10 protein-coding genes are annotated in these 12,081 nt (G+C 65.9%); 8 read left to right on the top strand and 2 right to left on the bottom strand.

Going from position 1 to position 12,081, the window contains the following annotated elements; all coding sequences use genetic code 11:
• Window positions 1-85 precede the first annotated feature (85 nt).
• Both BRAO375_RS01575 and BRAO375_RS01570 read right to left on the bottom strand, forming a co-directional pair.
• Window positions 86-1,090 carry an alpha/beta fold hydrolase gene (locus BRAO375_RS01575; RefSeq protein WP_009025691.1) on the bottom strand — a complete coding sequence of 335 codons (1,005 nt, stop codon included), beginning with the start codon at window positions 1,088-1,090 and terminating at the stop codon, window positions 86-88.
• Window positions 1,091-1,249: 159 nt separating this feature from the next.
• A complete protein-coding gene (locus BRAO375_RS01570) occupies window positions 1,250-1,516 on the bottom strand; it encodes a DUF6489 family protein (protein WP_009025690.1) in 267 nt (88 codons plus the stop codon).
• Window positions 1,517-2,028: 512 nt separating this feature from the next.
• Between BRAO375_RS01570 and BRAO375_RS01565 the strand changes: the two genes are divergently transcribed.
• The 8 genes from BRAO375_RS01565 to BRAO375_RS01530 all read left to right on the top strand — a co-directional run bounded on the left by BRAO375_RS01565 (window position 2,029) and on the right by BRAO375_RS01530 (window position 11,960).
• Complete coding sequence (locus BRAO375_RS01565) at window positions 2,029-3,624, top strand: ABC transporter substrate-binding protein (RefSeq protein ID WP_009025689.1); 1,596 nt, start codon at window positions 2,029-2,031, stop codon at window positions 3,622-3,624.
• Window positions 3,625-3,733: 109 nt separating this feature from the next.
• Window positions 3,734-4,714: an ABC transporter permease gene (locus tag BRAO375_RS01560; protein WP_009025688.1), complete on the top strand. Its 981-nt coding sequence runs from the start codon at window positions 3,734-3,736 to the stop codon at window positions 4,712-4,714.
• 2 nt (window positions 4,715-4,716) lie between these two features.
• The gene (locus BRAO375_RS01555) at window positions 4,717-5,685 is read left to right on the top strand and encodes an ABC transporter permease (protein WP_009025687.1); all 969 of its coding nucleotides are present in this window, start codon (window positions 4,717-4,719) and stop codon (window positions 5,683-5,685) included.
• A 30-nt stretch (window positions 5,686-5,715) separates the two neighbouring features.
• Window positions 5,716-6,699, top strand: coding sequence for an ABC transporter ATP-binding protein (locus BRAO375_RS01550; RefSeq protein ID WP_009025686.1), 984 nt, complete (start codon window positions 5,716-5,718; stop codon window positions 6,697-6,699).
• Window positions 6,696-7,703, top strand: coding sequence for an ABC transporter ATP-binding protein (locus BRAO375_RS01545; RefSeq protein ID WP_035638336.1), 1,008 nt, complete (start codon window positions 6,696-6,698; stop codon window positions 7,701-7,703). The genes BRAO375_RS01550 and BRAO375_RS01545 overlap by 4 nt, the downstream gene beginning before the upstream one ends.
• A 138-nt stretch (window positions 7,704-7,841) precedes the next feature.
• On the top strand, window positions 7,842-9,644 hold the full coding sequence (locus tag BRAO375_RS01540; protein ID WP_009025684.1) for a gamma-glutamyltransferase family protein: 1,803 nt from the start codon (window positions 7,842-7,844) through the stop codon (window positions 9,642-9,644).
• Window positions 9,645-9,653: 9 nt separating this feature from the next.
• Window positions 9,654-10,364, top strand: a complete 711-nt coding sequence (locus BRAO375_RS01535; protein WP_009025683.1) for a DUF1028 domain-containing protein — start codon at window positions 9,654-9,656, stop codon at window positions 10,362-10,364.
• Between the two features lie 123 nt (window positions 10,365-10,487).
• The gene (locus BRAO375_RS01530) at window positions 10,488-11,960 is read left to right on the top strand and encodes an ABC transporter substrate-binding protein (RefSeq protein WP_009025682.1); all 1,473 of its coding nucleotides are present in this window, start codon (window positions 10,488-10,490) and stop codon (window positions 11,958-11,960) included.
• Window positions 11,961-12,081 lie beyond the last annotated feature (121 nt).

Here is a 12,081-nt window from a genome sequence, read left to right as displayed (position 1 = left end):
CCGGGACGACACCGAGTGTCTGGTAAGGCCCTCGGCTCTCACCTGAAGGTCTCACAGCATCACGCCGTCAATGAACGGTCGCCCCCTATCCGAACCTCCGCCGCCGCCATTCGATCAGCTTGGCGCTGACCTCCTCCGGCTGCTCCTGCTGCGTCCAATGGCCGCTGTCGCGGACGAGATGCTTCTCCAGGTCCGGCACCAGCTTCTCCATGCCGTCGGCGGCCGACGGCGGCAGCACGGCGTCGTTCTCGGCCATGATCATCAGCGACGGCACCAGCACGGTCTGGTCGAGGCCTTCCGAATGCTGCCAGTTGCGGGTCATGTTGCGATACCAGTTGATGCCGCCGGTGAAGCCGGTGCGCGAGAATGTCTCGACGAACACCCGTTTCTCGGCGTCCGAGAGAATCGGCCGCCGCATGTCCTTCGATGCGTCATAGGCCGCGATCATTTGCGGGAACGCCAGGTTCAGCGATGGCGACGCCGCGATCCCCGCGGCCGGCGGCTCGGTGGGCGGCGCGTCGTGGCGCGGCAGCGGCTTGCGCATGAAGGCGTCGAAGGTCTGCTCCACCCGGCTTCCGAAGATGCGGTCGGGCTCGCGCGCGGGGTCCTGGAACTGCACGATGTACATCATGTCACCGAACCGCTTGCGCATGATCGCGATGGGATCGGCGGGCGCACGCGGCAGATGCGGCGTGTTGACGCCGACCACGCCGGCAACGCGGTCCGGGTAGCGCAGCGGCATCTGCCAGACGACGAAGCCGCCCCAGTCGTGGCCGACGAAGATCGCCTTGTCGATTTTCAGATGATCGAGCAGTCCGACGAGATCGCCGGTGAGATGCTCGAGGTCATAAGCCTCGACCGGCTCCGGCCGGTCGGTCGCGCCATAGCCGCGCTGGTCCGGCGCGATGACGCGGAGGCCGGCGTCGGCCAGCGCCTTGATCTGATGCCGCCAGGAGAACGCGATCTCGGGCCAGCCGTGGCAGAGGATCATCGGCGGCGCGTCCGTCACCGGACCGGCCTCGTAATAGCCCATGCGAATGCCGTTCGTCGTCGCGAACTGCAGCGGCGGCATCCCAGCCGGATCGCTCATGCATCCTCCCTGAAGTGGTCAGCCGGCCTTTGTCGGCCGGTCTTTGGCGACGGCAAGGAGCCTGCTCCCTGCCCCGACATGAAGGCGCCCTCGGCGCTGTGGCGGCGCCGGCACGGCGTCGGTTCCGCAGAGCGAAATCGCGATCGCCGCCCGCGGCCGTCAGGCCGACTTCTTGTCGCTCGAGCTCGAGCGGCTGCCGCCGAGGCCGGTCATGGTCAGCATCAGATCCTGGAACCGCTCGGCCAGGCGAGGATCGAAGGTGAACCAGCTCTGCATGATCGCTTCGGGCGTCAGCTTGTCGATGTTGCTCGTCATCTGATGCTGCAGCCTGTCCATGACGGCGGCCTGCATCGGGCCGAGGTCGGGAAGTCCGAAAAACTGCCGCGCCTCGAGCGGTGTGCAATCGATCTCGATGTTGACTTTCATGTCCGCTCCGCGCTGTTCAAACCATCCCCCCCGATCCAGTCGGATCCCGTGACCACGGGACGCCCATCCCCCAGCCGGTGGAGAACGCCCAGTATCACCGCGCCGCCCCCTCTCTAGCAAGCGGCGCGTTGCTGCAGGTGCGCAATTCCCGGGACATGGTCAATCTCCCGGCCCGGCGGTCCGGACCGCGCCGCCCACACGGGTGCGTGCACCGCACATCAGCGGCCCGGGTGTAACCATATCGTTTAGGCTTAAACAAAGTGCCCTTGTGTGCCGCCGCCGAACTCTGGCAACATATTCGGATGGACGTGCCGCGGGTCCGACAAGCCACAAGCTGGGGATCAGTTCATTCCGGCGCGGCATCGGACTTGCAAGCACATCGCCCGGCGTCTTGTTGCTTCTTGAAGTTCGTGCAAGAGGCGCTGCAGACATCACGAACTTCGAAGCAAGGCAGGCCGGATCAAAACGCGCCTGCCACGAAAACAAGCGTCAAACGCGGAGAATTTGGACATATGTCGGGACGCAAATCCCTGCTCATCGCCGCAGCGGTCGCCTTGGGGCTCGCCGTCATGCCGGCTTCGGCGCAGACCCTGCGCTACGCCAACCAGGGCACCCTGAAGTCGCTCGATCCCTATACTTTCAAGGAATCGACCACGATTGCGCACCATGCCCACGTCTATGAGGGACTGACCGCGCGCGACAAGGATCTCAAGATCGTCCCCGCGCTGGCCGAGAGCTGGGAAACGCCCGAGCCGACCCGCTGGCGCTTTCATCTGCGCAAGGGCGTCAAGTTCCACAATGGTGAACCGTTCACCGCCGACGACGTGATCTTCTCCGCCGATCGCGTTCGCGCCACCGGCTCCAACTTCCTCTCCAACGTTCCGCCCGACGCCAAGTTCATCAAGATCGACGACTACACCGTCGACGTGAAGCTCGATGCGCCCAATCCCATCCTGATCTCGCAGTGGGATACGTGGTTCATCATGAGCAAGAAGTGGTGCGAGGACAACAACTCGGTCGCGCCGACGCCGGTCTCGGCTACCACGCCGAGCTTCGCCGCGCTGCATGAGAACGGCACCGGGCCCTTCATCATCGAGAGCCATCAGCCCGGCGTGAAGACCGTCTTCAAGGTCAATCCGAACTGGTGGGGCAAGCCCGAGCACAATCTCAAGGAGATCGTGTTCACGACCATCTCCTCTGACGCGACGCGCGTCGCGGCGCTGCTGTCCGGCGAGGTCGACATCATCGAGCCGGTTCCGGTGCAGGACATCGGCCGCGTCGATTCCAGCCCGAACGCCCAGGTCCTCAAGGGACCCGAGCTGCGCACGATCTTCCTCGGCATGGACGAGACCCGCGACGAGCTGCTCTACTCCAACATCAAGGGCAAGAACCCCTTCAAGGACATCCGCGTCCGCGAGGCGTTCTACAAGGCGATCGACGTCGAGCTGATCAAGACCCGGGTCATGCGCGGCCTGTCGACCCCGTCGGCGCTGATGATCGCGCCGCAGCTCTACGCGCTGTCGAAGGACTTCACCCGTCCGAAATACGATCCGGACGCGGCCAAGAAGCTCCTGACCGAGGCCGGCTATCCCGACGGCTTCGAGGTCGGCATGGACTGCCCCAACGACCGCTACGTCAACGACGCCGCGATCTGCCAGGCCGTCGTCGGCATGCTCGCCCGCATCGGCGTCAAGGTGAACCTGAACGCGCAGCCCAAGGCGCAGTATTTCGCCAAGGTGCTGAAGCCCGGCGGATACAACACCTCGTTCTTCCTGCTCGGCTGGACGCCCTCGTCGATGGACGCGCACAATGTGATGCACGACATCATGGGCTGCCGCGAGGATCCCAAGGACCCGACCCGCGGCGAGGCCAATCTCGGCAACTACTGCAACAAGGAGTTCGACGCGCTGACCGACAAGGTCCTGGTCGAGGCCGACCCGGCGAAGCGCGATCAGCTGATCAAGCAGGCGTTCGAGATCGGCATCAAGGACTATGGCTACATCCCGCTGCACCAGCAGGCCGTGGCCTGGGGCGTGTCGAAGAAGGTCAAGATCCCGCTGCGCGCCGACAACGCCGTGCTGATGTTCTGGGCCAACAAGACCGAGTAGTTCGGCCAACGACCAGGAGTCCCGGAAAGCAGAACCTGCTTTTCGGGACTTTTCATTTTCCGTGGCAGGTGCTACCCGCCGCGCGATCGAGAGGGACTGAAAGGACCAGATGCTCGCCTTCACGCTTCGCCGAGCAATTCAGGCCATCGGCGTCATGATCGCCGTCGGGATCATCGCGTTCGCCATGTTCCGCTTCGCCGGCGACCCGGTCAGCCAGCTCGTGGCGATCGACGCATCGTCTGCGGAACGCGCGCAGATCCGCCAGTCCCTCGGCCTCGACGATCCCTTCATCGTGCAGTTCGGGCGCTATCTGTTCGATGCCGCGCAGTTCAAGTTCGGCGTCTCCTACCAGTTCCGCCAGCCCGTGTCCGATCTCCTCAAGGAACGCATGCCCGCGACGCTCGAGCTCGCGGTGTGCGCGACCATCCTCGCGCTGTTCTTCGGCATCATCATGGGCGTGTTCTCGGCGCTGCGCCGGGACTCCCTGATGGCGAAGCTGTTCCAGATGGTGTCGCTGATCGGCATTTCGCTGCCGACCTTCCTGATCGGCATCCTGCTGATCTACCTGTTCTCGGTGACGCTCGGCTGGCTGCCCTCGTTCGGCCGCGGCGACGTCGTGAAGCTCGGCTGGTGGTCGACCGGCCTGCTGACGCTCTCCGGCTGGAAGGCGCTGATCATGCCGTCGATCACGCTCGGCCTGTTCCAGATGACGCTGATCATGCGGCTCGTGCGCGCCGAGATGCTCGAGGTGCTGCGCACCGACTATATCCGCTTCGCCCGCGCCCGCGGATTGACGACCCGCGCGATCCATTTCGGCCACGCCCTGCGCAACACGCTGGTTCCGGTCATCACCGTGGTCGGCCTGCAGTTCGGCTCCGTCATCGCCTTCTCGATCATCACCGAGCAGGTGTTCCAATGGCCGGGCATGGGCTTGTTGTTCGTGCAGGCGGTGCAGAACGTCGATATCCCGATCATGGCGGCCTATTTGATGATGGTGTCGCTGATCTTCGTCACCATCAATCTCGTGGTTGATATCCTCTACACCGTGGTCGATCCGCGCCTGCGCGCGACCATCAGCCGTCCGGCCTGATCATGAGCGACGCAGCCCTGCCCCACCCCACGCCCGTCGAGGCGCCGCACGCAAAAAGCGACGGCTGGCTGAAGCGCGCGCTGGCGAGCGACCTGTTCTACTCGTTCCGCCGTTCCAAGCTGACGCTGGCCGCGGCCGTCGTCACGCTGCTGTTCTTCCTGCTGGCGATCTTCGCGCCGCTGCTGTCGCCGCAGAACCCGTTCGATCCGGCGCAGCTGCAGCTCCTCAATTCCCGCATCGCGCCGCTGTGGACCGCGGATGGTCAGAGCCCGTTCCTGCTCGGCACCGACGAGCAGGGCCGCGACGTGCTCTCCGCAATCCTTTACGGCCTGCGGATCTCGCTCCTGGTCGGCATTCTCGGCGTCGTGTTCTCCGGCGCGCTCGGCATCGGCCTCGGGCTGGTCGCCGGCTATTTCGGCGGCCGCGTCGACACCGTGATCATGCGCATCGCCGACGTGCAGCTGACCTTCCCGCCGATCCTGATCGCGCTCCTGGTCAACGGCATCGCCAAATCGGTCTCCGGCAATCGTCTGGACTGGTTGAGCATGCTGGGGGTGCTCGTGCTCGCCATCGGCCTGTCGTTCTGGGTGCAATATGCGCGCACGGTGCGCAGCTCGGTGCTGGTCGAGAAGAACAAGGACTACGTCGCCGCCGCCCAGCTGATCGGCCTGCCCGCGCCGGTCATCATGCTGCGCCACGTGCTGCCCAACACGACCGGACCGGTGCTGGTCATCGCCACCATCAACCTGGCGCTCGCGATCATCACCGAGGCGACACTGTCGTTCCTCGGCTCCGGCATGCCGGAGACGATGCCCTCACTCGGAACCCTGATCCGGATCGGCAACAACTATCTGTTTGCCGGCGAATGGTGGATCGTCGCCTTCCCCGGCATTGCGCTGGCCGGCCTGATCCTCGCGATCAACCTGCTCGGCGACTGGCTGCGCGACGCTCTCAACCCGAAACTGCGATGATCCCGTTCATGCGTATGAAGGTCTGACCACATGACCGCCCCCGTTCTGTCCGTGCGCAATCTGCAGGTCGAGTTCGAGACCCGGCGCGGCACCCTGCGCGCGATCGACGGCGTCTCCTACGACATCGCCAAGGGCGAGGTACTTGGCGTCGTCGGAGAATCCGGCGCCGGCAAGTCTGTCACCGGCCTTGCCGTGATCGGCCTGATCGACCGCCCCGGCCGGATCTCCGGCGGCGAGATCCTGCTGTCCGGCCTGCGCATCGACAACCTCCCGCCGGAGGAGATGCGGAAGGTGCGCGGCAAGCGCATCGGAATGATCTTCCAGGATCCGCTGACCTCGCTCAATCCGCTGTATCGCGTCGGCGACCAGATCATCGAGACCATCAAGACCCACACCAGCCTCACCGACCAGCAGGCGCGCAAGCGCGCCATCGACCTGCTCGCCGAGGTCGGCATTCCCGCCCCTGAGAAGCGCATCGACGGCTATCCGCACGAGTTCTCCGGCGGCATGCGCCAGCGCGTCGTGATCGCGCTCGCGCTGTGCGCCGAGCCCGAGCTGATCATCGCGGACGAACCGACCACTGCGCTCGACGTCTCCGTGCAGGCGCAGATCATCTCGCTGATCAAGCGGCTCGGCCGCGATCACGGCACCGCCGTGATGCTGGTGACCCACGACATGGGCGTGATCGCCGAGACCTGCGACCGCGTGGCGGTGATGTATGCCGGCCGCGTCGCCGAGATCGGCCCGGTGCAGGAAGTCATCAAGAACCCGCTGCATCCCTACGCCAAGGGCCTGATGGGCGCGATCCCGACGCTCGCCGGCGAGGACAAGCGGCTGGTGCAGATTCCCGGCTCGATGCCCCGGCTGTCGGCGATCCCGCCGGGCTGCTCGTTCAATCCGCGCTGCAGCTTCGCCTTCGACCGCTGCCGCATCGACCGGCCGGAGCCGCTGCGCCAGGGTACGCAGGCGGTCGCCTGCCATCTGTATGATCGCGCGACGGAGACCGCGGCATGAGCGATTTCGTCGAGGTCAAGAATCTGCGCCGGGTGTTCGACGTCTCGAAACCCTGGCTCAACCGCGTGATCGAGCGCCAGCCGCAGGAGTTTCTCAAGGCGGTCGACGGCGTCAGCTTCGGCATCAAGAAGGGCGAGACGTTTGCCCTCGTCGGCGAGTCCGGCTCCGGCAAGACCACGGTCGCGCGCATGGTGGTCGGGCTGCTGGCGCCGACCTCCGGCGAGGTCATCATCGACGGCGTGTCGATGAGCGAGGCGCGCCAGGCGCAGGTGCGGCGCAAGCTGCGCCGCCGCATCCAGATGGTGTTCCAGGATCCCTATGCGAGCCTCAACCCGCGGTTCCGCGTCGAAAGCATCATCGCCGAGCCGATCCGCGCCTTCAACCTCATCGACGGCGAGCGCCAGATCAAGGACCGCGTCGGCGAGCTGCTGACGCTGGTCGGCCTGCATCCGGACGACGGCCAGAAGTTTCCGCACGAATTCTCCGGCGGCCAGCGCCAGCGCATCGCGATCGCACGCGCGCTTGCGTCCGAGGCCGAGTTCATCGTCTGCGACGAGCCGACCTCGGCGCTCGACGTCTCCGTCCAGGCGCAGATCCTCAATCTGATGCGCGACCTGCAGGACAAGTTCGGGCTGACCTATCTGTTCATCAGCCACAATCTCGCGGTCGTCCGCCACATGGCGAGCCGCATCGGCGTGATGTATCTCGGCCGCATCGTCGAGATCGCGGAGGGCCGCGCGCTCTTCAACGATCCGCGCATGCCCTACACCAAGATGCTGCTCGGCGCGGTGCCGGACCTGTCGATGTCCGGCCGCCAGCGCATTCCGGTCAAGGGCGAGATTCCCAACCCGATCAATCCGCCGTCGGGATGCACGTTCAATCCACGCTGTCCCCTGGCGTTCGATCTGTGCCGGCAGAAGGCGCCCGAGCTGATCGGCGGCGTCGCGTGTCACGCAGTGAACCAGCCGGCCGCGACGGCCGTTCCGACGGCATCGGTGGCGTGAAGCGACACGACGGAATTCAAATGGGTCGTCATTGCGAGGAGCGAAGCGACGAAGCAATCCAGGGGCCTCATCCTGGGCCCTGAATTGCTTCGCTGCGCTCGCAATGACGGCGACTAACTGCACAGATCAAAGGGCGCCATGAGCTTCATCAATCCCGATCCCTTCACCACCCGCCCCGAGATCGACGGCACCTTCGGCGTCGTCACCTCGACGCACTGGCTCGCCACCGCCGTCGGCATGGCGATGCTGGAGCGCGGCGGCAATGCGTTCGACGCCGGCGTCGCGGCCGCCTTCACCTTGCAGGTCGTCGAACCGCATCTCAACGGCCCCGGCGGCGACGTGCCGATCATCCTGCACGACGTGAAGCGCGGACGCACCGAGGTGATCTGCGGCCAGGGCCCCGCGCCATCAGGCGCCACCATCGCGCACTACAAGCGCGAAGGGCTCGACATGGTGCCCGGCACCGGACTGCTCGCAGCCTGCGTTCCCGGCACCTTCGACTCCTGGATGCTGCTGTTGCGCGACTACGGCACGATGCGGCTGCGCGACGTACTGGAGCCGGCGATTGCCTACGCCCGCGACGGTTATCCGCTGGTCGAGCGCGTCTCGGCGACGATCCAGACCGTCGAGCAGCTGTTCAAGACGCACTGGCCGACCTCCGCGGCACTCTATCTGCCGAACGGCGAGGTGCCGCGTCCCGGCACGCTGTTCACCAATCCCAAGCTCGCCGAGACCTACGCCCGCATCCTCAGCGAAGGCGAGAGCGCCGGGGGGAATCGCGACGCGCAGATCGAGCGCGCCCGCAAGGCGTGGTCGCAGGGCTTCGTCGCCGAGGCAATCGATCGCTTCTGCCGGACTCAGGAGGTCATGGACGTCTCGGGGTCGCGCCACAAGGGCGTGCTGACCGCGGACGACATGGCGCGCTGGCAGCCGACGATCGAGGCGCCGCTGACTTATCAGTACGGCCGCTACACCGTCTGCAAGGCCGGCGTCTGGAGCCAGGGCCCGGTGCTCTTGCAGCAGCTCGCGCTGCTCAAGGGCTTCGCGCTCGACGGCCTCGACCCGACCGGCCCCGATTTCATCCATTGGCAGATCGAGGCCGCGAAGCTCGCCTTCGCCGATCGCGAGGCGTTCTACGGCGATCCGAACTTTGCCGACATCCCGATCCAGACGCTGCTGTCGGATGCCTATAACGACGAGCGGCGCAAGCTGATCACGGAGAAGGCGTCGCTGGAGCTGCGGCCCGGCAAGCTCGACGGCTATGGCGCCGAGGTGAAGCTGCGGGAAGCGGCAGGCCACCGCGAGGCCGTCGGCGCGATGGGCTCGGGCGAGCCGACGGTCGGCCGCTTCGGCGAGGTGCGCGGCGACACCGTGCATTTCGACATCATCGATCCCCAAGGCAACATGATCTCGGCCACGCCCTCCGGCGGCTGGCTGCAATCCTCGCCGGTCATCCCCGAGCTCGGCTTCTGCCTCGGCACCCGCGCGCAGATGTTCTGGCTCGAAGAGAATCATCCGGCCGCGCTGGTGCCGGGCAAGCGGCCACGCACGACCTTGTCGCCGACCATGGCGCTGCGCGACGGCGAGCCCTACGTCGCCTGGGGCTCGCCCGGCGGCGACCAGCAGGACCAGTGGAACACGCAGTTCTTCCTGCGCCACGTCCATGCCGGCATGAACCTGCAGGAATCGATCGACGCACCCGCGTGGCACTCCGAGCATTTCCCGATCTCGTTCTGGCCGCGCACCGCGCGCCCTGGCGTGCTCGTGGTCGAGGGCCGCGTGCCGAAGGCGACTATCGAGGAGTTGCGCCGCCGTGGCCATGTCGTCGAGGTTGGTCCCGATTGGTCGGAGGGCCGCCTGACGGCCGCTTCGCGCGTCGGCCGCCGCCGCCGCGCCGCAGCCAATCCGCGGGGCATGCAGGGCTACGCCGCGGGACGCTAAGGGGCGACGATGACCTGGTCGATCATTGCCAAGGACGATTCAACCGGCCGGATCGGCATCGCCGTCGCCACCCGTTTCTTCGCCGTCGGCGCGCGCGTGCCGTTCATCGTCGCCGGCCGCGGCGGCATCGCCACGCAGGCGCTCGTCAATCCCTACTACGGCATCGACGGCGCGACGCTGCTGCGCGACGGCCGGCATCCGCGCGACATCGTGCAACTCCTCACAGCAGCCGATCCAGGGCGCGAGAGCCGGCAGCTTCACATCCTCGATCGCAACGGCCAGATCGCTACCCATACCGGCCGCGACTGCATTGACTGGTGCGGCCATCTCGAAGGCCAGGGCTTTTCGATCGCCGGCAACATGCTGGCCGGCCCGCAGGTCCTGAACGAGACTGCGAACGCTTATCTTGCCAACAGCGCCCTGCCCTTCGCGCAGCGCCTGATCGCGGCGATGAAGGCCGGCGAGGCCGCCGGCGGCGACAAGCGCGGCAGGCAATCGGCGGCTCTGCTGATCCACGGCAAGGACGAATGGTCGGAGCTCGACCTTCGCGTCGACGATCATCCCGATCCGCTTACCGAGCTCGAACGGCTGGAAAGCGTGAGCCGCAAGCATTGGGCGGTGTTCCGCCAGTTCATGCCGACGCGCGATAATCCCGCCGGGATCACCGATCGCGCGACGATCGATGCCGGCATCGCGGCGGCGCTGGCGAACCCGACTTGAGTTCCGGAAGGACCGCCTCTGACCGGGGTTGGTATGGATAGTGCAACGACACTGGCTGCATTTCGTAGGGGACTTCGTATGCTGAGGAAGAACTGGTGCTTGGCCGCGGTCGCGGCCGTCGTGATGGCCTCTTGCGGGACGGCCGCCCAGGCGCAGACCACGTTGCGCATCGGCCTCGCCGAGGATCCCGACGTCCTCGATCCGACGATGGCTCGCACCTATGTCGGCCGCATCGTCTTCGCCGCAACCTGCGACAAGCTGTTCGACATCGACGAGAAGCTCAACATCGTGCCGCAGCTTGCGCTGTCGCACGAGACCTCCGCCGACGGCAAGGAAGTCACGATCAAGCTGCGGCCTGGGGTAAAGTTTCACGACGGCGAGCCGTTCGATGCGGAGGCGGCAAAATTCTCGATCGACCGCCACCTCACCTTCCCCGGCTCGTTCCGCAAGCCTGAGCTGGCCTCGGTCGATCATGTCGACGTGGTCGATCCCCTGACCATCAAGCTCGTCCTGAAGGCGCCGTTCTCGCCGCTGATCGCGCAGCTGACCGACCGTGCCGGCATGATGGTGTCGCCGAAGGCGGCCAAGGAGGCCGGCGACAAGTTCGGCCTGCGCCCGGTCTGCGCCGGTCCCTACAAATTCGTCGAGCGCGTCCAGCAGGACCGCATCGTGTTCGAGAAGTTCGCCGACTACTGGAACAAGGACAACGTCTTCATCGACAAGATCGTCTACCAGCCGATCGTCGACGCCACGGTGCGGCTGGCCAATCTGAAGTCCGGCGGGCTCGACCTGATCGAGCGCGTGCTCGCCACCGATATCAAGGACGTGCGCGCGGATTCGAAGCTCGCGCTGTCGACGGCGATCGAGCTCGGCTATCAGGGCATCACGCTCAACATCGGCAAGGACAAGGCCAAGGGTCCGCTCAGCCAGTCGGCCAAGGTGCGGCAGGCGCTGGATCTCGCGATCGATCGCGAGGCGCTGAACCAGGTCGTGTTCAACGGCGAGTTCATGCCGGGCAACCAGTGGGTCAATCCCTCGCATCCCTATTATCAGAAGGCCTTCCCGATCCGCGCGCGCGACGTCGAAAAGGCCAAGGCGCTGTTGAAGGAGGCCGGCGTCACGCCGCCGGTCGCGGTCGACTTCCTGGTGCCGAAGGGCGCCGAGACCGAGGCGGTCGCCCAGGTCGTTCAGTCGATGGCGGCGGAGGCCGGCTTCGATATGAAGATCCGGGTGACCGAATTCGCAACCTCGCTGAAGCAGGCGGAGGCCGGCGACTACCAGGCCTACATGCTGTCCTGGAGCGGGCGCATCGATCCCGACGGCAACAGCTACGTGTTCATGCACAGCAACGCGCCGCAGAACTACAGCGTCTGGGCCAATGCTGACGCCGACAAGACGCTGAACGACGCCCGCCTCATCACTGACATGGCCCAGCGTAAGGCGCTGTACGAGAAGCTCGCCAAGCTCGAGATCGAGGAGGAGCCGATCCTTTACCTCTACCACCGCCGCATCCTGATCGCGCACACCAAGAAGCTGGAAGGCTACAAGCAGATGCCCGACGGCCTCGTGCGCTTGGTCGGGCTGAAGCTGAAGTGAGCGGTCGGTTGTCCCCTCTCTATTGGGACGCGATGTCGGCACTACGCGCCAGCTCTGCTCCCTCCCCCCTTGTGGGGGAGGGTTGGGGAGGGGGTGCCACGAACGCCGATTTCGCTTGGGG

Origin of the sequence: Bradyrhizobium sp. ORS 375, assembly GCF_000239775.1 — a bacterium.
In the GTDB taxonomy this organism is placed as follows: Bacteria; Pseudomonadota; Alphaproteobacteria; order Rhizobiales; family Xanthobacteraceae; genus Bradyrhizobium.
Note: the sequence above shows the minus strand (reverse complement) of the source record. Positions and strands in the feature narration are given on the sequence as shown.

What these genes read in the sequence shown, in the direction of transcription:
- BRAO375_RS01545 (WP_035638336.1), top strand. Translation starts at nt 6,696, where the DNA reads ATGAGCGATTTCGTCGAGGTCAAGAATCTGCGCCGGGTGTTCGACGTC.
- BRAO375_RS01555 (WP_009025687.1), top strand. Translation starts at nt 4,717, where the DNA reads ATGAGCGACGCAGCCCTGCCCCACCCCACGCCCGTCGAGGCGCCGCAC.
- BRAO375_RS01550 (WP_009025686.1), top strand. Translation starts at nt 5,716, where the DNA reads ATGACCGCCCCCGTTCTGTCCGTGCGCAATCTGCAGGTCGAGTTCGAG.
- BRAO375_RS01565 (WP_009025689.1), top strand. Translation starts at nt 2,029, where the DNA reads ATGTCGGGACGCAAATCCCTGCTCATCGCCGCAGCGGTCGCCTTGGGG.
- BRAO375_RS01530 (WP_009025682.1), top strand. Translation starts at nt 10,488, where the DNA reads ATGGCCTCTTGCGGGACGGCCGCCCAGGCGCAGACCACGTTGCGCATC.
- BRAO375_RS01570 (WP_009025690.1), bottom strand. Translation starts at nt 1,516, where the DNA reads ATGAAAGTCAACATCGAGATCGATTGCACACCGCTCGAGGCGCGGCAG.
- BRAO375_RS01535 (WP_009025683.1), top strand. Translation starts at nt 9,654, where the DNA reads ATGACCTGGTCGATCATTGCCAAGGACGATTCAACCGGCCGGATCGGC.
- BRAO375_RS01560 (WP_009025688.1), top strand. Translation starts at nt 3,734, where the DNA reads ATGCTCGCCTTCACGCTTCGCCGAGCAATTCAGGCCATCGGCGTCATG.
- BRAO375_RS01575 (WP_009025691.1), bottom strand. Translation starts at nt 1,090, where the DNA reads ATGAGCGATCCGGCTGGGATGCCGCCGCTGCAGTTCGCGACGACGAAC.
- BRAO375_RS01540 (WP_009025684.1), top strand. Translation starts at nt 7,842, where the DNA reads ATGAGCTTCATCAATCCCGATCCCTTCACCACCCGCCCCGAGATCGAC.